A 25,799-nucleotide genomic window follows, 5' to 3' on the forward strand; every position below is an offset into this window, starting at 1 on the left:
AAAGCAATTAAGAATCGATGGGATAAAGTACTCTTTTTATTGGAGGAAAAGTACTGACAATAATGATCTGGAGGTAGATTATGAAGAAAAAGATTTTTATAGATGGGAAATGGATAGATACAAATTCCACTTATTCTATTAAAAATAAATTCACAAATGAATTGTTTGTAGAGGTTTGTGAAGCGGGGGGGAAAGAAGTGGATTTGGCTGTGGAATCTGCTGTAAAAGCTTTCCGAAACTACTCATTTACTCCTGCTCACCGTTATGAAGTGCTCGCAAAGGTATCGAAGTTACTTAACGAGAATATAGAGGAATTGGCGACGACAATAGCTATTGAAGGTGGTAAACCTATTACAGATGCTAGAGTTGAAGTAAAACGTTCTGCGGAGACTTTCTTATTGGCTGCTGAAGAAGCGAAAAAGATTACTGGAACTCAAATCCCAAATTATAATGCAACAAATCGATTTTTTTATACGATAAAAAAGCCCGTCGGCGTTGTTGCGGCAATCACTCCATTTAATTTTCCGATGAATCTTGTTGTGCACAAAGTAGCACCTGCGTTAGCTGCAGGTAACCCGGTAATTCTCAAGCCTTCATCAAATACATCTGCTGTTGCTCTTAGGTTATGTGAGATACTTGAACAAGCTGGAGTTCCACAAGGATTTCTCCATTGTGTAATCGGCGGAGGGAGAACAGTTGGTCAGCAGTTGTTAGAGGATTCAAGAATTGCACATTATACATTTACAGGTTCTCCAGGTGTAGGTAAACATATTCAACAAACGATTGGTCTACGGAAAGCGACATTAGAGCTCGGTTCTAATTCTGCTACGATTGTTCATGGTGATTGTGATGTTGAGAAAGCAGCTATGAAATTAGCAAAGATGGCATTTGCGCATGCAGGGCAAATATGTATCTCTGTTCAACGAATTTTTGTTCAAAAATCTGTTGAGGAAAGGTTTATGCAACTATTTTTGGATGGTGTATCTAGACTGAAATTAGGTGATCCGCTCGATGTGGAAACCGATGTTGGTCCAATGATTAGTGAAGCTGAAGCGGTTAGAATAGAAGAGTGGATTAATGAAGCAAAATATTCCGGTGCTAAGGTAATAACTGGTGGAAACCGAAAAAGAAATCTATTTGAACCGACTGTGATAACAAATGTAACGAAAGATATGAAAGTAGTGGCAGAAGAAGTATTTGCGCCGGTAGTGTCTGTTACTAGCTACAATGCGATTGAGGAAGCAATAGACTTAGTTAATGATTCCAAATATGGTTTGCAGGCAGGCGTCTATACGCGAGACATGAATCTAAGCTTTAAATTGCCTCATTTACTGGAAGTCGGTGGGGTAATTATTAATGATACATGTTGCTATCGTGCGGACCAAATGCCTTACGGTGGTGTAAAAGAAAGTGGAAATGGCAAGGAAGGACCAGCTTTCGCCATGCAAAGCCTCATGGAAGAAGTTGTAGTTGTTATAAACTTAGAAGAATAGTTGATTTAGTTGTGGAGTGGTATAGAGATGAAAACTTATAAAATCGCTGTAATTCCAGGTGATGGTATTGGACCTGAAGTATTGGAAGCGGGCGTAAATGTGATGAAAGTCATTTCGGAGCTGGACGGTCGCTTTCGGTTTGATTTTACTTTTTTTCCCTGGGGTTGTGAATATTATTTAAAGCATGGAAAAATGTTAGCTGATGATGGAATGCAAACATTGAAAAAATTCGATGCAATCTATTTGGGAGCTGTGGGGGCACCGAGTGTCCCTGATCATATCTCGTTGTGGGATTTGTTGCTTCGAATAAGAAAAGAATTTAATCAGTATGTGAACCTTCGACCTATTACCTTATTAGAAGAATCGCTTTCTCCTATAAAAGGCAAGGGTATGAAAGAAATAGACATGCTAATCATTCGTGAAAATAGCGAAGGTGAATATGCTGGAGCAGGTGACCGGTTGTTTAAAGGTACAAAAGAAGAAGTTGCGCTTCAGACTGGAGTCTTCTCCAGAAAGGGAACAGAAAGAATCATTCGTTACGCGTTTGAAGAAGCGAAGAAAAAAGGAAAATCTTTAACTAGTATTAGTAAAGCAAACGCATTGAATTATTCCATGGTGTTCTGGGATGAAGTTTTTGAAGAGGTTAAACAGGATTATCCAGAAGTTCCTACGTATTCTTATCTAGTTGATGCGGCGGCCATGTTTATGGTGAAACAGCCGGAGAGATTTGAGATAGTTGTCACTTCTAACTTATTTGGAGATATATTAACGGATTTAGGTGCTGCGCTATCTGGTGGCCTTGGTCTTGCTGCAGGGGCTAACATAAATCCTGAAAAGGAATTCCCTTCAATGTTCGAGCCAATTCATGGATCTGCTCCTGATATAGCTGGGAAAGGTATTGCAAATCCTTTGGCTGCTATTTGGTCAGTTAGTCAGATGCTTGACTTCTTTGATTACGAAGATACAGGCAAAATCGTATTAGAATCTATTCAGAACGTGCTAAAAGAAAGAGAGTTTCTGACACCAGATATGGGAGGCGATGCTACTACTTCACAAGTAGCTGAAAGAATAATCAAACGGTTAATACAATATTATAATTAAGAAATAAAATTGACTGTTTTTAATAGAATACAGTCAATTTTATTTTTATATGGTTTTGGTTTCGTATATGGGACTACTGTCACTTCTCGAAGTTTGTCACAATGTGTTGTCGACTGAGAATTGGAACATGGGGTCAGTTTTACTGTTCCGGTCTATGAAAATAAAACATAAGGGGCACGATAAACCTGACCCCATGTTCCACCAGAGCATTTTGTTTTACAACTATGTAATTATTAGCGTATCTTATTAAGGTAAATAGTTAGCTAGGTAAATAATTTAGTGGGGATGGTTTCCATGGATCGAACTGAGTTAATTCATACGCTGAACCAACAAGTGAGGTATATAAACAAACAATTAAATGAGCAGTTGAAAAAGCATAAGCTTTATCATTCTCAGTGGTTGATTATCTATTGTCTACAACGTTTTGGGCCAATGACACAAACGGAAATTTGGCAGTATTTAAACGTTGAAGCTCCAACTGTTACAAGGACACTTAAACGAATGGAAGAGAATGGTTGGATTATTAGGAAGCAAGGAGAAGATAAGAGAGAACGACTCATTTTATTATCCAATTCTGCCAAAGAGAAATATGACGCTATTAAACAATCTGTAGAACAGTTCGAAGTAAACATACTTAAAGCATTTACAGAGGAGGAGCAAGTTCAATTAGCGACATTGATAAAGAAGATTGGCGAGTGATTGAGGGGGAACAGCATGACTAAAACAAGAGAACCAATCTGGACGAAAAGTTTTATAAGTATTTCATTAACACAATTTATGGTATTTGTTGCTTTTTATACGCTATTAACTACTTTACCCATTTATATTATCAAACATTTAGGTGGAACGGAGGCACAAGGGGGCCTGATCATTACCTCCATCCTTGTAGCTGCTATCTTAATACGGCCATTTTCCGGGAAAATATTGGAACGAGTAGGTAAGAAAAAAGGACTTGTATGGAGTGTAGCTATTTTTACCGCAACTTTATTTCTTTATATTTGGATTGATTCATTTATTCCACTTCTGGTATTACGGTTTTTCCATGGTCTTTCGTTTGGGATTGTTACTACAGCAACAGGTGCAATAGCGGCTGATGTGATTCCGGACGAGCGTAGGGGAGAAGGGCTTGGCTATTTTGCGATGGCTATGAATCTCGCAGTTGTAGTGGGGCCGTTTATAGGCTTGACTTTATTGCAATTTGTTTCTTTCCAAGCATTGTTTGTATGTTTAAGTATCGCGATGTTAGGTGGCGTGATATGCGCTATTTTAGTAAGAGTTCCTATTGATTTGGAAAAATCTATTCTGGAAAAAGGTAAGCTGTCGATTCATGATCTTTTTGAGGTTCGGGTTTTGCCGATCGCGTTGATCAGTAGTCTTGTTGCACTTTCTTATTCAAGTGTTATTTCCTTTATTTCTTTATATGCAGAAGAGATAAACTTAGCAACAACCGCTAGTTATTTCTTTCTTGTATTTGCTGTTGTAATGATTGGATCGCGTCCATACTTCGGGCAGTTATTTGATGTGAAAGGTGCTCCGTATGTGATTTTGCCGTGCCTGCTTATTTTTGGATTGGGATTAGTGCTTCTAAGCTTCACTAGTACGTCTTGGATGCTACTTTTATCTGCAGGAATCATAGGGTTAGGCTATGGGTCCTTGCTACCTAGTTTTCAAGCATTAGCTATTCAATCAGCGCCGAAAAATCGAAGTGGTCATGCTACAGCAACATTCTTTATGCTTTATGATGCGGGAATAGCTATAGGCTCATACACTTTAGGTGTTATTGTTACGTTATTTGGGTTTCAGACTTTATATATTGTATGTGCACTACTTACTTTAGTTATATTCGGTTTGTTTAGGCTTTTGCAGGCGGGAATGAAGTACACACACATACGATGAAGGAAGGTAACGAGAATGCAGATAAAGTAATAGATAAAGTAATACCTTGGCTCGAACAACATAAGGATGAAGACAACTACTTCTTACACATTCAGTTGTGGGATCCGCATGCGCTTTATACTTGTTTAGTAGAATATACTTAAGATTGGAAGAAGGAAACTGCTTCTAGCTTTTCTAGTGAAGTAGTTACGAAATGTATCACGAAGGACTTTATGATTTTCCTCCAGTTGCTTTGTATGATATGGAAAATGATCCATATCAGCAGTATAACGTTGCCGTTGAACTCCCAGAGTTCGTGCAAATGGTGAATAATCGATTAATACAATGGGAGCAGGAGTATCAAAGTTATCCACTTAGAAGCTTCTGAACAACTAGAAGCTAAGTATCGTAATGCTGATAGCGTCTCATCAGCATATAGGAATTGAGTGAACAAAGCAGAGAGCAGATCTTTAGGAAACAATTGGAAGTTTGCGAGAAAAGGAGGGCACAACTAGCTTCTAAGCTTCTGTGCCTTTTTTAAGTGTTAGTACTTTCATTCTTGGGTGTGAGTACCTCTGGGCCAATATAGATAATTTCCCTACTGAAATAGTACTATTCAAGTTATTTAACCGGTAAGTTTGAAGCAGAAATGGAACAGCGGGTCAGGTTTACTGTTCCGATCTATGAAAATAAAACATGAGGTCCTGTTGGGACGATAAACCTGACCCCATGTTCCACCCCGCCGTGAATTGAATTTTCTTAATGGGTTTTCGAATTTCATATTGGTAAATTAAAGAACAGAGAAAATTCAGCAAAGATAGCATGTTAACCGAATTTAAAACGGAATACCTCAAAAAAACACGCTTATTTTTAAATACAACTCAATCTAGTGAACCCTATAATTTTATATGAAAGATAGAAAAAGATTATTGAGGAGGAAATAGGCATCCCTGAAAGGCTAGGTAGATGCCTTGGAATCTACCATTAAATGTAAGGAGGTCTAGCTTTGAAGCATATAATCAAATGGAGCAAAAAATGCATGATTGTAATTTTAATAGCTTTAGTCATTGAAAGTGCATTATTTAATTTTGTTGCAAATTTTAGCGTTTCAGCGGCCGAAAACAGCGCGAATGATAACCAGGTAGCATCAACCGATTCTGCAAATGAAGAAACGCTAATGGAGACACCATTTGAGCTTTTACCAGTCGGAAGTGTAAAAGCTAAAGGATGGTTGTTACATCAATTAGAGCTGCAGAAGGAAGGTTTAACTGGCCACATGGAAGAAATTTCACCAGATTTGACGAGTGATAGTGGCTGGCTTGGTGGTAACGGGGAAGATTGGGAACGTGGTCCATATTATGTAAAAGGGTTAGTAGCACTAGCCTATACATTGGATGATGAGACATTGAAAGAGAAAGCGCAAAAGTGGATTGACTGGTCCATTAATAGCCAAAAGGCGAATGGGAATTTCGGTCCGGAAAGCAATAACGATTGGTGGCCAAGAATGCCTATATTAAATGCGATGCAGGATTATTATGATGCTACGCATGACGAGCGCGTTATTCCTTTTATGACCAACTATTTTCGCTATCAATTAAATACACTCCCATCAAGACCACTATCCAGTTGGGCAGCTGCAAGAGGTGGAGATAACATCTATAGTGTTTACTGGCTGTACAAGCATACTGGTGATGCGTGGTTATTAGATCTTGCTAAGCAATTACATGACCAGTCAGAGGATTGGACGGGTGCTTTTACAAATAATAATTTCTTTGATTCGCATGTTGTAAACATTGCACAAGGAATGAAATTACCAGCATTGTATTATCAACAATCTGGAGATCCAAAGGATTTACTGGCACTTGAGAAAGGGAAAGAGCATTTACTTCGTGAACATGGCCGAATTGATGGCATGTATAATGCGGATGAAGCATTAAGAGACATCAGCTCTACACATGGAGTTGAATTGGATGGTATAGCTGAATTCATGTTTTCTAATGAAATTGCTTTATCAATTCTAGGAAATGCAAGCATTGGCGATGATTTAGAGAAGGTTGCCTTTAATGCTTTGCCAGCGACCTTTAATGCAAACATTACCGGTTACTCTTACTTTGAGGTACAAAATTCAATTTTAAATTCTGTAGGTGTTCACGGCTTTTCTAATGATCACGGTGATAGCTCTGTATTTGGTGCTCCATCAGGCTTTGAATGCTGTTTTATGAATTTACACATGGCATGGCCTAAGTTTGTGAAAAACATGTGGATGGCTACTAAGGAAAAAGGACTCGCGATTGCAGCATATGGTCCTAGCGAAGTAACAACAGACGTTGCAGGTGGACAACAGGTCACCGTTACAGAAAATACAAATTATCCGTTTGAAGATCAAATTCATTTTACTGTGCACACAGACGAAAATGTTTCTTTTCCATTCCAACTAAGAATTCCGAGTTGGAGTGAAAATACAGAAGTTCTTGTCAATGGGGAAAAGCAGGAAGGTATGAAAGCTGGTCAATACTTTACAATCGACAGAGAATGGTCTGATGGTGATGAAGTTGTACTTAGCGTACCAATGGAAATAAAAACATCATCCTGGGAGAACAATTCTGTTGGGGTGGAAAGAGGACCATTAGTTTACTCCTTGCAAATAGAGGAAGAATGGAAAGAATACGAAGGAAACGATGCAAGAGAAATCAAATTACCTCATCCAGAAGATTTTCCATTAGAAGAAGTTGTACCAGCATCTGATTGGAACTATGGATTACTTGTAGATCGAAATAATCCTGAATCGTCTTTTGAAGTATTCGAGAAGGATATGCCTTATCAACCATTTAGTAACCAGGATTCCCCAATTGTGTTGAAAGCAAAAGGTAAACAGATTCCTGATTGGGGTCTTGACGGAAATGTAGCGGAACAATTACCGATGAGTCCAGTTGCTTCTAGTGAACCAGAAGAGGATATTACCTTAATCCCTTACGGAGCAGCCAAGGTCCGCTTAAGCCAAATTCCACAAATTGGTGAGCCATCATTGACGACCACACGTGAAGCGGAAACAGCAACTGTTAAAGAAGCTCAGCTCAAAACAGACTCGACGGCATCTAATGGAAAGTATGTTGATATGGACCAAACAGGTTCAGTTACGTTTGCCAATGTTACCGTTCCGTTAGCTGAAAGTTATACCCTAACGGTTCATTATGCTAATGGTGGGACACAAGATGCGATTAACGACTTATATATTAATGGCAAGAAGGTTAACGCAATACAATATCCGAAAACTGGAGAGTGGCATCAGTTTTCAAGTGAAAATGCGCTCAAGATAGATGATGTAAGCTTAAACGCTAACTTCTATAATGCGATATCTTTACAACAAAATAACAACAATCGTATACAAATAGATCGTATTGAAATTACTCCTGTTGGGACAATTACAGAACCAAAGGTAACGTCCGTTGAAGCTGAAGATGATGATGGGATTAATTTGCATACGAATGTAGCGGCAAACATTGGCTCATACAAAGTACTTTACGGGAAAGAAAGTGGAAAGCTAACGACTACTGCCTACGGATTTAACTCTGAGGATGCTAATATCACAGGACTTGATCCAGAGACTACTTACTACTTTCAGGTTGTAGCCAATATTGGAGGGCAGACAGTAAGCTCTATTGAAGTTTCAGCCACTACGAAAGCAGCTGATGAGGAAACACCTGCACTAGATGCAACTTTTTTAGATGATTTTGAATCAGGTAACGCTGATAAATGGACGGAATATGGAGACACAAATCAAATATCCGTTGAAAATCAAGCGTACGCATTTGCTCGAAGCACAAATGTCAAAGCCGTTGCAGGTAATCCGGATTGGACTGATTATGTCGTAGAAGCAGATATACGTCCTGAAGATATTAGTCGAAATAATGCTGGAATCATGTTCCGTGTCACTGACTCTGCTTCAGGTCCAGACAGCTATCATGGTTACTTTGCTGGAATCGGTGAAGCAGGAGGAGATGGCAAAGGACTATTGATTGGCTACGGAGATGGTGGCTGGCATAATATTAAATTAATTAAATTTGATGTAGAGGCGAATAAATACTATCACTTAAAGGTAGTTGTATATAAGAAATACATTCAAGTCTATGTTGATGGCGAAAGGAAATACGCCTTTTACGACGATAGGTTTAAGCAAGGACAAATAGGCTTGCGGGCTTATGATACACCATTTACTGCCGATAATGTTTCAGTTCGGAATATCGAAGATGCGGACATTGCTGACTATGAGGAACAATCTTTATCAGTCGCACCACAGGTATCAGCAGTTAGAAGCCACGGTATCGTAACGATCAAATATGAAAAAGTTCCGGCTACCTCTTATAAGATAGAATATGGTACCGAGAAGGGGAACTACACACATGAAAAATATGACGTTGAATTCAATTCATATAAAGGTGGTAATCCTTTCAACTTTGATCGGACAAGTATCGATGGGTTAGATGATAATGTGACTTATTATTTCAGAATAGTTCCCTTACAAAATGGACTAGAATTAACACCATCGGAGGAAATAGTTGTTCTTTCAAAAGCAGGATTAGAAAGCTTACTTGCGGAAGCGAAAGACATTTCGAATAATGAAGCTACTTACACGGTTGAATCCTATCAAGCATTGCAGTCTGCAATAGCTACTGCTGAGCAAGCATTAGCAAGTATTGAAACAGAAGAAGAGCTGAATACAGCTGTTGAAGCTCTACAAGAAGCAATCGATGGACTTGTAGTTAATGAACCATTTGTTGATGCATCCGAACTAGAGAACTTAATTAAACAAGCAAAAGCATATTCGAATAATGATGGGAAATATACAGAAGATTCCTTTTCTTCTTTACAAGAAGCAATTTCAGATGCGGAGGCAGCACTAGATAACATAACAACAGTAGAAGATGTAACAATAGCAGTCGATGCACTGCAAAAAGCTATTGACGGCTTAATAGTTGATGACAAAGCGATTGATACAGAAGAACCAGTCATTACACTACTAGGTGATAATCCAATAACCGTTCGTTTACACGATACGTTTGTCGATCCTGGTGCAACTGCTGAGGATCAAGCCGACGGTGACCTTACTAATGAGATTCAAGTTAGTGGAACAGTTGATACAGAAAAGCCTGGCGAATATACACTCACTTATTCTGTGACAGATCGTTCAGGTAATCAAGCAACTGCGATTCGCAAGGTAAAGGTTGTTAACGATCTAACTATTTATCTTGGAACAGAAAGGGAGGTTAGTAGTGGTGAGTTGTTCACAATTGCTGGTACTAACAGCTCTATATTAATGCCAGATGATTTACCAAGCGGTACAAAAATAATGGTGAATAAGTATCACACTGATGATATAAATAAAGCGGGTTTAACATTAGCTGGTGATGCATATACCATTACTGTTACGTATCCAGAAGGATCAAAAGCACCTAAACAAGGCTTTGTACTTACCCTCCAGTATAGTGATGATGCTGTGGAAGATGCCATAAATATCTACTATTATGATGAGGACTCAAATAAATGGGTGCTGAAAGGCGGACAGGTAGCTACCGATCGTAAAACAATTACCCTGACCGTTCCGCATTTTTCCACTTACGGTGTATTCCAGGAAGGAAACCAAGAAGAGGACCAAAATCCAAATAACGGAGAAGATCAAAGCGACGATGAGAAAAATGGAAATGAATTACCTTCTACTGCATTAGGCATGTTTAATTGGATGCTTATCGGTCTTGTGATGTTCATATTAGGTGGAATTGTATTAGTTCGTGCTAGACAACGTCACATATAATAAAAAGCATTGCAAATGTAGAGGTAGAGAAGCTATTTAGCTCTCTACCTCTTTTAATTCACAAGAAGGTGTATTTTGAGATAGAACGTATTGTGCTGTGGGGAGTGGATGTTGGAATTGGTTGAATCCAACGATATGTGGATAGCGAAAAATAAATTTGATGAGATTGCCTCATGTAAAAAATTAAAACCCTTTTGAATGTTTAGAAAATATTTAGTGTGGCAACACTAATGAAAAAAATTCGAATATTTAGAGGTGGTTTTTTGAAAAAATCTAGTTTTCTTACAATACTAGGTATTATTTCTTTAGTAGCTGTTGTTTGGTTTGTAAATACAACTGGAGAACATAATGCCGAGGATGAAACGGATCAATCAAATGATGAGCAACAAGACACGTACAACAAAGAAGCAGTTCAAGTAGGTGCAGATTCCATAGAAGTTGTTACTGGGGATGGCAATATTGCTGTAAATCATTTGTTTATACCATGGACGATTAATAAGCATGAGCAAACCTTTTATTTAAGTCAAAGAGAAGGATCTGTCATTGAAATTGATGGGGATTTTGGGTTAGTTCATGTGCAGGAAGTCGACGTGACGGAGAACATTCAACATGAAGGAGAAGGTGGTTTCCTAGGGTTTACCCTTGCGCCGGATTTTGAGCAAACGAAGAAAGCATTTGCTTACCATACGTATGAAAAAGATGGCGAAATTCAAAATAGAATTATTTCATTGAAGCTACAGGATAACGCCTGGGTAGAAGAAGAAGTATTATTAGACAACATACCTGGTAACGTGATCCACAACGGCGGACGACTTAAAATTGGTCCAGATGGAATGTTGTATGCTTCAACAGGCGACACCGGTCAAGGAGAATTGGCTCAAGACCTCGATAGTTTAGCTGGCAAAATATTAAGAATGAACCTAAATGGAAATATTCCTGAAGATAATCCTTTTGAAAATTCCTATGTTTACTCCTATGGTCATCGGAACCCACAAGGTTTTGCGTGGAATAATAATGGTGATTTCTATAGTTCGGAGCATGGAGAATCCGCTCATGATGAAATCAATTTAATCAAGGCAGGGGAGAATTATGGGTGGCCCGTGATTGAAGGGGATGAAACCGCAACGAATATGGTCAGTCCAGTTTATCAATCAGGTGATGATACGTGGGCACCTTCAGGGATGGCCTATCATGATGGACAACTGTTTATCGCGTCCTTAGCAGGTTCTAAAATTATTACTTACGATATCGAGAAAAAAGAAGTAGAGGAATTTTATGGTGATGCAGGCAGATTAAGAGATGTTCTTATAGATAACGAGGATATATTTACGATTACAAGTAATCAAGATGATCGTGGCGAACCAGGTAAAAAAGATGATCGGTTAATTCAGATACCATTAACGGAAAAGGTATCTAATTAAAATCTTATGCAAATGACAATAGATATTAAGGGGGGAATCGCCAAACTTGAGCGATTCCCTTTTTGTAAAGACAAGATTTCATAGCAATTTGAAGATGTCTAGCTCCAGTGCTAAAGCCATAGCGAGACTTCCCTCACCAGGGTGCGATAAGTTAACATCGATTAGAATGAAGGAAGGCCGACTAAAACCGGGCATGTGCCCAACGTCGGCATACCCCAACGGATAGGCATGTTTCCTTACTCCATCGAAAATACAGATCAATTTTCTTCGTGCGAGGTAAAGCTTCCGAAGCCTACTTTGGTCCTACGGCTCAGTCCAAATGTTTTCGGTGGGACGAGTAATCGCACTAAGGAAATCTTCATCTGAATAGGCACCGCAGAAACAAGAGGTTTTCCTTGTTTCGAGTCCCAGTCCGTACGTTGCTAAACGGGCGCTCTATGCTTTTCTTAATCTTAGTCGCCTTCCGTAGCTAATCCCATGATATATTCAGCTACCGCATTAATTTCTTCCTCTGTTAATGTTCCTTCAAATGGTGGCATCGTGCCACCTCCATTTTTTATCTGATTGATTACTTTTTCTTTATCATTGATTATGTCGCTGTCAACTAAGCTTGGCCCATTATGTCCACCTACACCTTCAGCGCCGTGGCATGCCAAGCAATTATTTTCATAAATAGTCTCTCCGGCACTTACTTCGTTCATTTGTTCTTTGTTTTCATCATCACCTTTATTACCTTGATCACCATTGGTTTCTTCCTTGGTTGGAGGTGAATTAATGTCATCACTTGGAATGTCTTCTAAGGATTCATAGTTACCTTCTAAAGAAAAGGTATAAATTTTATCTCCGTGTTTTGTTCCAGCAAGCGTATTTCCAGCTGAAAAAATAGCTATATATTGTTTACCGTCAATTTCATATGTGATTGGTGGTGCGTTTGCTCCTGCATCGGTTGTAAATTCCCATACTTGTTTCCCGTTCGTAGCGTTGTAAGCGATAATGCGACCATCATTATGGCCAACGAATACCAAGTTACCTTTCGTTGTCAAGATGCCACTATACGCTAGAGAATCCCATTTTTTTTGCCAGACGATCTTATTGGTTTTGATATCAAGTGCCGTTACAGTACCTCGACTCGGAGAATCTTCAACAGGTTGCCATACACTACCAATATATTCCTTTCCTTCTTTAAACTTTTCGTCCTCATCTTCACCATAATGAGCATAAGCGAAATAGTTGTCATTCCCTAACACATAGAAATATTCCGTGTTTGGATTATATGCAGATGGTGGCCAGTTCGCTCCACCCTGTGGTGAAGGCTTTAACGTTACGGGTTCATCCCAAAATGGGTCAAATAATTTTCCGATTTTACCATTGAAATCTTCCGGTAAATCATTTTTTACATCTTCTTCAGTTACTTGTTGCGGGACAAATGCATCACCAATTGGATACGGCTGCGTAGGTGATGTTTTTTGATTTTCACTTTGTGGCACAGGTTTTTCTTCTATTCCTACTAAAGGCTCACCATTCGTTCGATCCAATATATATACCCAGCCTGTTTTTCCGGCCTGGGCAATGCCTTTTCTCATCTTTCCATCCATTTCGACGTCAAATAACACGACTGGATTGGCAGGATCCAAATCCCAAATATCATGATGTACTTCTTGAAAATGCCATTTATATTCCCCGGTATTTACATCTAATGCGAGGATAGAATTCGCATATAAATTATCACCTTCTCTATTACTTCCGTCCAAGTCAGGAGAAGTATTTCCCGTTGCGAAATAGATAGTTCCTAATTCCGGATCTATAGCTGGCGTTTGCCATATTGGTGCTCCGCCAGTTAGCCAGTTCCGACTGTCTTCCGGCCACGTTTCGGATCCTTCGTCACCTGGAGCTGGGAGTGTATTCATTCGCCAAATTTCTCTACCAATTTTCGCATCATAAGCTGTCAATCGGCCTCTAATGCCATATTCACCACCAGCTACACCGGTATATACTTTTCCATCATAATAAAGTGGGGCACTTGTAATGGTATATCCTTTATCCCATTCGGCAACCTTAGTTTCCCATACTAATTCTCCGGTCTTTTGATCCAATGCAATGAGCCTTGCGTCTAATAGGCCAACAAAAACCATACCATCGCCTAAAGCAACACCGCGGCTTGTCCATCCGCAGCAGACAGTGTCTAATCCTTCCGCAAGTTTTGGTTTATACTCCCAAATGAGCTCACCGGTCTTCGCATCGATAGCAGATACATTATGGGCACCAGTAATCATAAACATAACACCATCATATACCACTGGTGTAGCTTCACCGGAATATTTAAATTCCAATCCAGATCCTAGGCTAGTTACCCATTCCGCTTTAAGGTCAGAAACATTGGAAGTATCAATCTGTTCTAACGGCGAATAACGGCTATTATAAATATCGCCGCCATTGGTAATCCAATTGCCAGAAGGGGCTTCTGCCAGTTCTTCTGCCGAAAAGTCTGGAGCAACCTTTCCTTCATACTCGATATGCTGAATCGATGTATGTTCTTGATTCGTTTCGTCTACATTGGTTTGGTCTTCATTATCCGGATTTTCTGTTGTTTCTCCCTGTTTTTCACCGTTTTCATCTTCTGTTGGTGGCCGAGCAGTATCATTAGTATTGGGAATAATTACAAAAGCAACAACACTAACGATAATGACAACAACTATTCCGGAAAGTAATAACCATGCAGTTTTATTATTATTCATATAACTAAATGCTCCTTTCTTTTGTAGTAATGAAAATATTCTTTTGTAATTTGCCCGTATATTCATAATTTAGTCAGAGATGAGAGATGGGTGGGTGCCTGTCACTTCCCGAAGTTTGTCACAATGTGTCGTCTGAGGGATTGGGTTATTAGAAGGAGCACTTCGGGTGTTTTTTTGTGAAGGATGAGTGTGTATTCATTCATTTTTGTGGTGGATTGCTTTCCTTTCCAATATTGTTGTAATGGCATTGAGTAGTGGTGTGGAGATAAAATGTCTAAAGCGTCATTTTGGATTATATTTGTTTAGCGGTTTTTGGATTTTTCACAAGTGGAAATTGTATTTTAATAGGTTACTTCAGTGTTAAATTATTATTTTGAAATTTTTACACCTTTGGGAAAATGGTTTATCTTAAGTTTAAACACAAGAGTACGAGAGGTGTGTATTGATGGTAACGGTGATATCTAGTATAGGGTTAAAGGGAATGGAAGGGTACCGAGTTCAAGTGGAAGTGGGTTAGTATCGTGCGTCCTCCAAGTAAAGGAATCAAAAGATCGCGTTATGGTTGCTTTATACGCAGCTGACAGTACTGTTCTAGATAAAGGATTGTAATTAAGAAACGAAGCTGAAATTATAAAAAAAGATCAGATGAAAAATATGAATTAAAGCGACCTACTGAGAATAAGCATCTAAGTTTTTGATGGTCAATTGGTGGGTTCTCTTTGCTGTGCTCGGTTGTATTATAAAAAAGGTAGAATTTATATACCAGTTTAGTATTAGTATAATTAAGTATAGAAGAAAAAATAAAAAAGATGACTCAGCCCTGCAATAACGGTAGCGGGGAAAGAAACATTATTTAAATTTAGTTACTGTGTAATTAATTATATTATAACTTCTATAAATCATTGTCAACAGATACGACAACAAATATAACCTGGGGCATTATGAATTATTTAATTTACTTTGATGAAAGCAATAAAATAGATCAATTCAATAAGGAATATTCATATTATGGTGCTTTTGGTGGTTTTGATACATCGTTAGCAAAATTAGTGAAAAAGGTGGGGCAAATATACAAAGAGAATAATTCTGTGAGTGAGCTCCATTTTACCGAGTACAAAAGTGATAATAATGTAAAAAATTTTTTTCAAGTTCTACATTCAGTATTACAGGAGAACATTAGAATCAATATACTGATCGTTAATAATAAAGATGCACTTAGAGCTGCTGACAATATTGGTTTGTCCACTAAAGAATTAAGAAACTTATTTTATATTAAAATTCCTGAAAGGTTGTTTTATGGAATTACCAGGGATTTATTTTCCTACGTATCTAAAGAAGAGACAGTCAATGTTAAAATCAAGATTGATTGCAATGACGAGTATGACAACTTGGATTTAAACAAAAAATTGATCGAACAAATGAATTCTCACTCAGCTTACCGTAATAAAAATTATAGAGTCAATAAAGTGATTTCACAGGATTCATAGAAATCTATACCACTTCAAATCATTGATACGTTTATGGGCATTGTCGTATTTTTATTAGAAAAAGGACATATGGAAGAATCAATTGTAGCTAGAGTAAAAGCGGATCTAATTTACAGGCTACTCTCGGAGCAAGATAACATTTTTCGTTTTCAAGAAAAAATTCGATTGTTTAAATGGACTGTGGAACAGGGGGTCATGTGGAACAGGGGGTCAGGTTTACTGTTCCGGTCTCTGAAAATAAAACATGAGTTCCTACTGGGACGATAAACCTGACCCCGCGTTCCCCTCTAAAAATTAAAGCGTTTTCTATTGTAATAGTACGGTAGAAACAATAAAATAAGAAAGATATGTGGTGCAGGGGGTTTAGCTTGGACAAGGCGGCTGTGCCCGCGAAAAATTGGATGGGGGAATAATAATTTGGTGAAAAAAATTGGTTCTTTATGTTTAGTGTTTCTGGTATTGTTTACTACCGTTTTTACGAGTCCAGGAATGATACCGGTAAAAGCTGCGAGTACGACAAAAATCGTATACGTGGGAGAAGAGGTATCCTTATCTGCTAATGATTTAGGACAAGAAAGTTATAATTATGTCTATTTTGAATCCGTACCGAGTGGTTCGCAGCTTGGGATTGGTTCTGCTAGCAATTCGATTCAACCAGGCTTTAGTTATAATAAATCTAACCACGTAGACACAGGAGATATTAAATTTAGAGCGAACAGTGTCGGTACATACACATTCAACGTACGGTGGGAAAAATATCAAGGACTAATCGGCGAATTAAGAGATCCTCATACCGATATTTTCACGATTACGATTAAAGTAGTCGAACGGGCAAAGGATGCGCACTTGAAAAGCTTAGCGTTAAGCGATGTGAGCCTTCAACCATCGTTCCATCCGGATACGACGAATTATACGGCTGATGTGAAAAGTATGGTAACAGGAATGGGTATTACACCTGTACTCAACAATGCCAATGCCACAGTGACGGTGAATGGAAGCAGTGTAGCAAGTGGTGATGTGCACCCATTAGCTTTGTCACCTGGTGCGAATACGATACATATTTTTGTAACAGCCGAAGATAAGATTACAACAAGATCATATAGCTTGGAAGTCTATCGAAATCGTAAACCAACGCTAACTGAGGCAACTTTCACAGTGGAAGAAAATGCAGCGAACGGCACGGAAGTAGGCACCGTGAATGGAAATGATGCAGACAGTAGAGATACCCTAGCCTACAGCATTACTTCAGGAAATAATGACGGTATTTTTGCGATTGATGATAGTGGAAAAATTACAGTGGCGAATCACAATATATTAGACTACGAGAGCACCAATCGTTACACCTTAACGGTAAAAGTGGATGATGGACTAGAGACAGCCAGTACAGCGGTAACAGTGAATGTACAAAACCTCAATGATAATACTCCAGTGCCAAAAGGCTTTACTACAACAATTGACGAAAACACAACAAATGGAACAGTGGTCGGAACTGTCAGTGCCACAGATGTTGATGACGATACTCGTTTTACATATCAAATCACCGATGGGAACACAACCAACGCCTTCGCGATCAATGAAACTACCGGCGAAATAACGGTAGCGGATGAAACACAACTAGATTACGAGGCAGTAATGGCCTTCACCTTAACGGTAAGAGTAAGCGATGGATTGCTTCATCAAACTGATACGGCAACGATTAACATTCAAAACGTAAATGATAACGAACCAGAAATGCAAGATTACACGTTCAACATAAATGAAAATGTAGCAAACGGCACCGAAGTAGGTACCGTGAGCGGAAGTGATGTTGACGGAGATCCACTATCTTACAGCATTACCGCAGGAAATGAGGACGGAATTTTTGCCATTGACAGCAGTTCTGGAAAAGTGACGGTAGCGGATGGAAGCGAGCTAGACTACGAAGATACAAAAAGTTATACGTTAACGTTGGCTGCTGATGATGGAAATCACACGGGTAGTGCAACTGTAACCATGAATGTGCAAAATCTTAATGATAATGCCCCAGTGCCTACTGGCATAACGGCAACGATTGATGAAAATACAGCAAATGGGACGATCGTTGGGATTGTCCGTGCAGCGGACGCCGATGCGGGAAGTAGTTTTACTTATGAAATGACGAATGGAAATGGCAGTGGTGCCTTCGCGATTAACGAAGCTACCGGCGAAGTAACAGTAGCGGATGAAACACAACTAGATTACGAGGTGGTAAAGGCATTCGCGTTTACAATCCAAGTAAGTGACGGCGTGCACAGCGAAACGACAACGGTAACGATTGATCTAAACAACGTGAATGACAACCAACCAACGATGGGAGATTACACGTTCCAAGTGGATGAAAATGTAGCAAATGGCACCGAGCTAGGCGTAGTGCATGGAAGTGATGCCGACGGGGATCCGTTAACCTATTCGATTACCGCTGGGAATGATGACGGGATTTTCACGCTTGACGGCAGTAGTGGAGAAATCACTGTTACTAATGGTAGTCTTCTAGATTATGAGGACGCCAAGCAATACACCTTAACGGTAACTGCGGATGACGGGAAACACACCACAAGTGCAACGGTAACATTGAATGTGCAAAACGTGAACGACACTGCTCCAGTTCCAAGTGGCTTTGACGCAACGATAGAGGAGAACACGGCAAATGGAACGGTAGTCGGAACAGTAAGTGCAACAGATGCCGATGGTGATACTAGTCTCCTGTATAGAATCACCGACGCAAACACAGCCTTTGCGATTAACGAATCTACTGGCGAAGTAACGGTTGTAGATGAAACAAAACTAGATTATGAGACCGTGCAGGATTTCCAGTTAACGGTCGAAGTAAGCGACGGCGTGCACCTATCTACTACAAGCGTAACAATTGCGCTAAACAACATGAACGACAACGCACCGGAAATGGAGGATTTTAGCTTCATTTTGGATGAACAAGCAGCGGACGGCACCGAAGTTGGTGTAGTGAGCGGAAGTGACGTGGACGGAGATCCCTTAACCTACAGTATTACCACGGGAAATGCGGATGGAATCTTTGCCATCGACAGCAGCACGGGGCAAATCAGCCTTGTTGATGCTTCTTTGTTGGATGCGAAGACGAAACCAATTCATGCGTTAAGCACTACCGTAAGTGACGGCATTCACCATATTACCCGTGAAACGAGCATTAGCCTATTATCGGGTGACGCAACACTTAAGAATCTGAGCCTGAATCATGGAAGTTTACATCCAGCTTTTGACCCACATGTTCAAGCATACACGGTGACTGTCGGACATCAAATCGATCAAATCACGGTTATTCCGACAGCGAGTGAAGCAAATGCGACCATGTTTGTAAATGGAAAAGCGGTTGACAGCGGGCTGGAAAGCAGCAATATACCGTTAAATGCTGGGGAAAACGAAATCGTGATTGAGGTAGTTGCGCAAAATACTAGTATGAAAATGTACACAGTAATGGTGCAAAGGTTGCAATCGATTGTAACTACTTCCCCAATCCTCGAGGGCACAACAGGAACCGTCACTGATGAAGATGTTGGCCATATCGACGATGACGGTACGTTGGTAATAGATTTGAAAGAAAATGATGAGATCGAACGGATCATCCTTACTGATGAACAGCGTACCCTTTTACATGAGAGAAATGCGACCGTAAAAATCATTAAAAAAGGTGTAGAAATAACGATTCCAATAGCCAATTTCAAGGGAATCGGTATGCTCGAGGTTTTCATCAAAAGATTAGATAAAGATATAGAAAAAATTCCTGCTTCCCAATTAGCTATTAGTGACATCTATGATGTTACCGTCCTATTAGATGGGAAAATGATTAGTCAGTTTGATCATGAAATAGAATTGGCATTTCCAATTGACCAACAAAAATATCCGAACCCTGAAACGATGAATGTGTACTACTGGGATGAAGATAGTCAAGCATGGCAAGCTGTTCGTGGGACGTATGAAGACGGAATGGTAAAGGCATATACGAAACACTTCACTACCTTCGCAGTCTTCTATCCAAAAGATCTGGAAAAGGATGGGTCAGATGCTAATGAAGACGAGCTTCCTGATACATCTACGAGTATGTTTACCTGGATGCTTATCGGATTGATTTTGCTGGTGAGTGGTGTAGTGGGATTCATTTTTCGGAAGGAACATGATTTGAGATTTTGACCGGAAGCGGCAATCTTTAAGTTGAAGTATAAGGGGTACGGACTAATGTCACTTCCCGAGTTTTGTCATAATGTTTCGGTTTGATCCTGTGTATGAGGAGGTTAGTATCATTTCCCCCCGGAAGTGGACAGTTGTGTAGTTTATACTGTGAGGATATATAATTCTAAGCGCAGGTATTTCTGCGCTTTTTTTATTTTGTTTATTACAGCATAATAAATTTGAGGTGAGATGATAAAGTTATCAGAAAGTTCAATTTAAAGAAAGGGTTTACAAATTGCTAATAATATGTTTTCATAATATTAAAGATATTATCCAACATTATTTGTTGTTTAGGAGGAAAAATCCACTTTTGTGATTTCGGGGTGTGTATAATGAAAAATGGTAAGGTAGCAGTCATAAGTGAACACGATAGTGACCTTTTACAAGTTTTTAAAAATGTTTTCCAGGAGATCAAATTGATTCAGCCAAATGAAATTGTAAATGAAAATCTCGATTCATACGATAGTATCGCTATATTAGGTGGAACGGATGATAACCCGCTATTATTAGAACCTCCATCTAGGAGAGTGATAGAAACCCAGATTCATAATGGGAAAAAAGTATTTGCTGAATATGTTGCAAGTATTGGAAATGTATACTTTAACTTGCCTGAAAGCACTCGCTACAACAGACTAGCATATACAGCAAATGAGTTACATATAAATGGCTTAAAAGTTGGTACATTAATAGATGATCAATGTGGAATGCGTATAAGACCTCATGATATTTCCTGTACAAAAAACATTCCAATTCTACAATATGTACATGAAAATGCACATGACCACGTAGAAATAACTGAAAAAATCCTAGAGAAAACATCAGATCGTGCATTATGGTTTGATCAGCCAAACAACTTGTTCATATGCTCATTCCGATTAAGTAACTTTAAAAAAGCACGGTTTACCCCGTGGGATAGCATTAGCAAAGTCGTTGAATTTATTGTTGGCTGGTTAAAGGATGAAAAAGTAACTCTAGATGACTACGAGGCTATCTATCAAATAGGCGTTAATTCTGATGATAAACCTTTGAAGGATCAGATTGAAAATAGTATTTCATTCGCAATGGATTGGTTTAGTGATGCTGAGATTTTACTAAACAACGGGAAAAGAGGAGCACTTGAAGGATTTGGTACGGAGGTATACTCCGATGGTAGCCAACGAATTAGTCAGTTGTTACGTGTGGATTGTATCGGAGAAATTTCTCTACCATACTTTTTTGATTATCTTCTAACAGGGAACAAGGAGAGTCTGGAAATTTCAGATAATTTAACAGACTACTTGTTTGAAAATTTCTTATGTAAAGAAGATGGTAATTTATTCGGTATGATGAGATGGACAAATGAGGCGTGGGGTGTATGTTATCAGGATGATGTTGCAAGAGCAATTATCCCCCAGTTGTTGAAGTGTTTTCTTCATAGGACAGATAAACACCTAGAAGCATGTGTAAATGCGCTTCAGTTTCTCGTTAATACAACAGGAACAGATGGCACTAGACCATTCCGGTCAGATAACTTGGACTTAAATGATGATGAAATTAATCAATTACGTAGTAATCCAGGGAATTTACCAAGCGCCCATTATAATGCTTATTATCATGCTGCTTTGTTACTAGCTTATAAGCTTACTAATATAATAGAATTTAAAGATACTGCAATTCGGGGTTTAACATCAATCATGGATGTGTATCCAGAAACAACGAGAGAACAAAGTGAAACCCAAGAGTACTGTCGCCTAATTTTACCATTAAGTTGGTTATATTGGACTACGGGTGAGGCTACTCACAAAAAGTGGTTGTATAAGGTAACAAAAGATTTAGAAGAAAAGAGGCATGAATCTGGAGGCTATTTAGAATGGGACACCGGATATAAAGCGAGCATGCGTCATGCAATGGGTGAAGGAGAAAGTTCTTTACTTACTAAAAACGGTGATCCTGTAGTCGATTTATTGTATTCGAACAACTGGTTGCCTATTGCTTATATACAAGCTTACTTAGTGACTGGTGATGATACCTTTAACCTTTTATGGGAAAGTATAGCGAAATTCTTCATCAGCGCGCAGATTCATAGTGACAATAAACAAATTAACGGAGCTTGGGCAAGGGCATATGATGTAGAGAGAAACGAAGTGTTCGGCTCACCAGCAGACAAGGGATGGGGTCCATGGGCAATTGAGTCAGGGTGGACAGTAGCAGAAGTAGCTTCGGGATTGTATATGGGGTTATTAAAGGACCAACTAGAAAAATTTTATTAATAATCAACGATATATTTTTTTGAGTATTAATGAAGAAATAATCCACTTATTAACTTAAATATAGCGGAGATATTCACGTTTTTAGCCGTAATAATTATTTCTCCGCTAAAACTATGAAAAAAGTAGGTAATTCAATGATGGATAAGGGAGAATTTTTAAGTTTAATAAAAAATCAACTCATTGTTTCATCTCAAGCGTATCCTGGTGATTCTTTATATGGATCAGACGTGATGGCGAAAATGAGTCTTGCTGCCAAAGAGGGAGGTGCCGTTGCTATTCGGGCAAATGGAAGAGATGACATTATCGCTATTAAAAAATCGACAAAACTTCCCACGATTGGGATTGTAAAACGAAAATATAAAGATAGTGAAGTTTACATCACCCCTACGTTAAGAGAAGTTACCGAATTAATTGATTCTGGTACCGAAGTTATAGCACTTGATGCGACAAAAAGAGACAGACCTAATAAAAGCTCGTTGAGAGACTTGATTACCTATATAAAGAAAAATAGTGACATTTTGGTAATGGGGGACGTATCAACAGTAACAGAGGGTGTGGCAGCAATAGAAGATGGTTGTGATTTTGTTTCAACTACTCTTTCTGGCTACACGTCATACAGCAGAAGTTTGGATGGACCAGACTTTACACTTATTGAAGAGTTAACATTATACCCGCATATAACTGTTATCGCGGAAGGAAAAATTAGCACCCCTGAAGATGTACTTCATGCATATTCTAAAGGTGCACATTCTGTAGTTGTAGGAACAGCGATTACAAGGCCAGAGGTAATCACTAGTCGTTTTGTTAAGGCAATCAAGCGAATGCGAACGTTGAAAAAATCGTAATTTATTTTAGTTTAGTCAATTTCATAATACTGATTTTTAGATATTTGCATCCATATATAGTCGTATTATACCGTCTCTGAACTGTATATGGATGCAGATAGATGTATAACGTGACTGTGAAATTGACTCAGTTATTAAATTAATTGAAGGAGTCTTGAAAATGCAAGCTGAAAATGGAAAAAATTCAAATCCTCTTGTCCTAATCTCAAGTAATTATAAATCGATGACAAAATCGGAACAAAAAGTAGCGGACTATATCAATGAAAAGACAAAAGAGGTTGTCTATTTAACGGTAACAGATTTAGCTGAAAAAATTGGTGTAGGAGAAACGACAGTGCTCCGATTTTGTCGGAAGCTCAACTATCGTGGTTATCAAGAATTTAAAATGGCAATTGCTCAAAGTTTAGTCGTTTTAGATGAACAAATTGAAACAGAAGTAAAAGAAGGCGATTCTATTGATGTAATGGCATCTAAGATTACACAACAAAACACAAAAACATTAAAAGATTCGTTAGAAATTTTGGCTTTTGACAGCATTGAAAAATCAATGACTGCCATAACAAAAGCAAACAGTGTACATTTTTTTGGTATCGGATCTTCTGGGATAACAGCACAAGATGCTGAACATCGATTCATGCGAATGGGGTTCAATGTATACCAATCATCTGACGCGCATGTGATGGCGATGAAAGCGTCATTAGTCTCAAAACAAGACGTAGTAATTGGTATTTCAACTTCGGGAAGTACGAAAGATGTCGTCGATGCGATAAGAATTGCTAAGGAAAACAATGCGTACGTTATTTGTATTACTAATCATGCTAGATCACCGATTACCCAATATGCTGATGTTATTTTGCTTGCTGCTTCAAAAGAATCACCACTTCAAGGTGGGGCTTATTCATCTAAAATTGCTCAATTACATGTATTAGATATTCTGACTAAGGCAGTAGAAATGGAAAGGAAGGACGAGTCGTTTGCTTCTATTAAGAAAACTGCCGAAGCAGTTCTAGATAAAATGTATTAGGATAGTCACTCCTAATATTTACTTTGAGGGGGTGGTGGGATCAGAACCAGAAAGTTGTAAGTTAGTGGTGAATCTTGTTTATAAGGGGATCTATCAAATAAAATTGGAGGAAATTGTTATGAAGCGATTGCTTATCTTTTTTGCTTTATTTTTATTACTAGTAGGATGTAACATTCAAGAGGATAACACAAATTCAAACACAGGTAACACGAATGGTAACGATACATCTAATTCTGAAAATTCATCTAACACGAATGATGAAGGTTCTGAGGAAGAACAGCTGGAAGGTGAAATAAGCCTTATGATGTTTGAAGGTGGATTTGGTTCCGACTGGGTTAAAAGAAGTGCTGCAGAATTTGAAGAAATGCATCCTGAAGTAACTGTAAATATAACAGCGTCACCTGATATTCACACACAACTTCAAACACGTTTTATTTCTGGGGATGTTCCAGACATCATGAATCCAGGTGCTAAAGTTGATATCCAAGGGCTTGTAAATCAAGGAGAAATTCTTGCGCTTGATGACTATTTAGAGGAACCATCATTTGATGATGAGAGTGTAAGTTGGAGAGATTCGTTTATCCCTGCACAGTTTAAGCTTCAAAAAGATGGTCAAACATACGGCATTCCAACCATTTTTGGTGCAGGCTATTTATGGTGGTATAACGCTAAAGTATTTGACGATAACGGTTGGGAACTACCTCAAACATGGGATGATGTAGAAGAATTAAAAGAAAAGGCTGCAGAAAAGGATATGGCATTATTTGCACTGCAAGGAAAGTACCCTGGTTACTATTTTTATGGATATTACTTACCGCTTGTTCAGAAAATTGGTGGTACTGACGCTCTGTTAAACGCATTCAATCTTGAAGAGGGTGCTTGGGAGGCTGAACCATTCCTAAAAGCAGCTGAAATAACAGCTAATTTAAGAGAAAAAGATTTTTTGCTAGATGGTACACTTTCTCTTTCTCATACAGATTCACAAACGCAGTTTTTCTTAGGTAATTCGGTTTTCGTTTCCGCAGGTACATGGCTTGAAGGGGAGATGCAAGATGTCATTCCTGAAGACTTCAAGTTACGTGCAATGAACCAACCGGGCTGGGAAGGGCAATCTGAAGAAGAAAATAATGCGGCACCAATCACTTCTGGTTGGGGAGGTGCCTTCTACATTCCTAGTAAGGCAAAAAACCCTGATCTAGCTGCGGAGTTCTTAAAATATTTAACAGCCAAAGAATCTATTTACAAAATGATGGAGCGTGGTTTAGCTAGTACTGTTAAAGGTACAGAGGATGCCATTCAATCTGAAGCACTTGCAAGTTCTTTAGAAGTAATCAAAAATGCTGATTCTAAAACATACTTGCCAACAAGTATTAATGACTCTTATCCAGAGCTTGCTAACAATCTACTAAATAAACTTCAAGGTGTTCTGACTGGTGATGTTACGCCAGAAGAATTTGTACAATATGCAGAAGAAAAAGCAACGGAAGTGCGAGAAGATTCTAGTATTGAAAAGGTTGAGTTTAACTGGTAAGGCTGAAT

15 protein-coding genes are annotated in these 25,799 nt (G+C 38.8%); 14 read left to right on the forward strand and 1 reads right to left on the reverse strand.

Features of this window, described 5'->3' with window-relative positions:
- Positions 1-80: 80 nt before the first annotated feature.
- From ACI6MV_RS00695 to ACI6MV_RS00730, 8 genes are all read left to right on the forward strand, one after another.
- On the forward strand, positions 81-1,493 hold the full coding sequence (locus tag ACI6MV_RS00695; RefSeq protein WP_407267855.1) for an aldehyde dehydrogenase family protein: 1,413 nt from the start codon (positions 81-83) through the stop codon (positions 1,491-1,493).
- Positions 1,494-1,520: 27 nt separating this feature from the next.
- Entirely contained in the window at positions 1,521-2,594 is a 1,074-nt protein-coding gene (locus tag ACI6MV_RS00700) for a tartrate dehydrogenase (protein WP_407267856.1), read from the forward strand.
- A 285-nt stretch (positions 2,595-2,879) separates the two neighbouring features.
- Positions 2,880-3,293, forward strand: coding sequence for a MarR family winged helix-turn-helix transcriptional regulator (locus ACI6MV_RS00705; protein WP_407267970.1), 414 nt, complete (start codon positions 2,880-2,882; stop codon positions 3,291-3,293).
- Positions 3,294-3,308: 15 nt separating this feature from the next.
- Entirely contained in the window at positions 3,309-4,490 is a 1,182-nt protein-coding gene (locus ACI6MV_RS00710; RefSeq protein WP_407267857.1) for an MFS transporter, read from the forward strand.
- Positions 4,487-4,633, forward strand: a complete 147-nt coding sequence (locus ACI6MV_RS00715) for a hypothetical protein (RefSeq protein ID WP_407267858.1) — start codon at positions 4,487-4,489, stop codon at positions 4,631-4,633. The genes ACI6MV_RS00710 and ACI6MV_RS00715 overlap by 4 nt, the downstream gene beginning before the upstream one ends.
- A gap of 50 nt (positions 4,634-4,683) precedes the next feature.
- Positions 4,684-4,857 carry a hypothetical protein gene (locus ACI6MV_RS00720; RefSeq protein ID WP_407267859.1) on the forward strand — a complete coding sequence of 58 codons (174 nt, stop codon included), beginning with the start codon at positions 4,684-4,686 and terminating at the stop codon, positions 4,855-4,857.
- Between the two features lie 618 nt (positions 4,858-5,475).
- Positions 5,476-10,278, forward strand: a complete 4,803-nt coding sequence (locus ACI6MV_RS00725) for an immunoglobulin-like domain-containing protein (RefSeq protein ID WP_407267860.1) — start codon at positions 5,476-5,478, stop codon at positions 10,276-10,278.
- 230 nt (positions 10,279-10,508) lie between these two features.
- The gene (locus ACI6MV_RS00730) at positions 10,509-11,699 is read left to right on the forward strand and encodes a PQQ-dependent sugar dehydrogenase (protein ID WP_407267862.1); all 1,191 of its coding nucleotides are present in this window, start codon (positions 10,509-10,511) and stop codon (positions 11,697-11,699) included.
- Positions 11,700-12,151: 452 nt separating this feature from the next.
- Here ACI6MV_RS00730 and ACI6MV_RS00735 read toward each other — a convergent pair whose 3' ends face one another.
- A complete protein-coding gene (locus ACI6MV_RS00735) occupies positions 12,152-14,434 on the reverse strand; it encodes an outer membrane protein assembly factor BamB family protein (RefSeq protein ID WP_407267864.1) in 2,283 nt (760 codons plus the stop codon).
- A 902-nt stretch (positions 14,435-15,336) separates the two neighbouring features.
- Between ACI6MV_RS00735 and ACI6MV_RS00740 the strand changes: the two genes are divergently transcribed.
- The 6 genes from ACI6MV_RS00740 (at position 15,337) to ACI6MV_RS00765 (ending at position 25,791) form a co-directional block, all read left to right on the forward strand.
- The gene (locus ACI6MV_RS00740) at positions 15,337-15,921 is read left to right on the forward strand and encodes a hypothetical protein (protein WP_407267866.1); all 585 of its coding nucleotides are present in this window, start codon (positions 15,337-15,339) and stop codon (positions 15,919-15,921) included.
- Between the two features lie 420 nt (positions 15,922-16,341).
- Positions 16,342-20,103, forward strand: a complete 3,762-nt coding sequence (locus ACI6MV_RS00745) for a cadherin domain-containing protein (protein WP_407267971.1) — start codon at positions 16,342-16,344, stop codon at positions 20,101-20,103.
- A 371-nt stretch (positions 20,104-20,474) separates the two neighbouring features.
- Complete coding sequence (locus ACI6MV_RS00750; RefSeq protein ID WP_407267868.1) at positions 20,475-22,391, forward strand: hypothetical protein; 1,917 nt, start codon at positions 20,475-20,477, stop codon at positions 22,389-22,391.
- Between the two features lie 134 nt (positions 22,392-22,525).
- Positions 22,526-23,236, forward strand: a complete 711-nt coding sequence (locus ACI6MV_RS00755) for an N-acetylmannosamine-6-phosphate 2-epimerase (protein ID WP_483880215.1) — start codon at positions 22,526-22,528, stop codon at positions 23,234-23,236.
- A 160-nt stretch (positions 23,237-23,396) separates the two neighbouring features.
- Positions 23,397-24,260, forward strand: coding sequence for a MurR/RpiR family transcriptional regulator (locus tag ACI6MV_RS00760; protein ID WP_407267869.1), 864 nt, complete (start codon positions 23,397-23,399; stop codon positions 24,258-24,260).
- Between the two features lie 118 nt (positions 24,261-24,378).
- The gene (locus ACI6MV_RS00765; protein ID WP_407267871.1) at positions 24,379-25,791 is read left to right on the forward strand and encodes an extracellular solute-binding protein; all 1,413 of its coding nucleotides are present in this window, start codon (positions 24,379-24,381) and stop codon (positions 25,789-25,791) included.
- The last annotated feature ends 8 nt before the right edge of the window (positions 25,792-25,799 follow it).

The organism is Radiobacillus sp. PE A8.2, from assembly GCF_045635475.1.
Taxonomy (GTDB): domain Bacteria; phylum Bacillota; class Bacilli; order Bacillales; family Amphibacillaceae; genus JBJGXI01.

Excerpts from the sequence above, each read along its gene's own strand:
- ACI6MV_RS00755 (WP_483880215.1), top strand. The coding sequence starts at position 22,526 with ATGATGGATAAGGGAGAATTTTTAAGTTTAATAAAAAATCAACTCATT.
- ACI6MV_RS00760 (WP_407267869.1), top strand. The coding sequence starts at position 23,397 with ATGCAAGCTGAAAATGGAAAAAATTCAAATCCTCTTGTCCTAATCTCA.
- ACI6MV_RS00705 (WP_407267970.1), top strand. The coding sequence starts at position 2,880 with ATGGTTTCCATGGATCGAACTGAGTTAATTCATACGCTGAACCAACAA.
- ACI6MV_RS00735 (WP_407267864.1), bottom strand. The coding sequence starts at position 14,434 with ATGAATAATAATAAAACTGCATGGTTATTACTTTCCGGAATAGTTGTT.
- ACI6MV_RS00730 (WP_407267862.1), top strand. The coding sequence starts at position 10,509 with ATGAAAAAAATTCGAATATTTAGAGGTGGTTTTTTGAAAAAATCTAGT.
- ACI6MV_RS00715 (WP_407267858.1), top strand. The coding sequence starts at position 4,487 with ATGAAGGAAGGTAACGAGAATGCAGATAAAGTAATAGATAAAGTAATA.
- ACI6MV_RS00765 (WP_407267871.1), top strand. The coding sequence starts at position 24,379 with ATGAAGCGATTGCTTATCTTTTTTGCTTTATTTTTATTACTAGTAGGA.
- ACI6MV_RS00750 (WP_407267868.1), top strand. The coding sequence starts at position 20,475 with ATGAAAAATGGTAAGGTAGCAGTCATAAGTGAACACGATAGTGACCTT.
- ACI6MV_RS00695 (WP_407267855.1), top strand. The coding sequence starts at position 81 with ATGAAGAAAAAGATTTTTATAGATGGGAAATGGATAGATACAAATTCC.
- ACI6MV_RS00710 (WP_407267857.1), top strand. The coding sequence starts at position 3,309 with ATGACTAAAACAAGAGAACCAATCTGGACGAAAAGTTTTATAAGTATT.
- ACI6MV_RS00700 (WP_407267856.1), top strand. The coding sequence starts at position 1,521 with ATGAAAACTTATAAAATCGCTGTAATTCCAGGTGATGGTATTGGACCT.
- ACI6MV_RS00720 (WP_407267859.1), top strand. The coding sequence starts at position 4,684 with ATGTATCACGAAGGACTTTATGATTTTCCTCCAGTTGCTTTGTATGAT.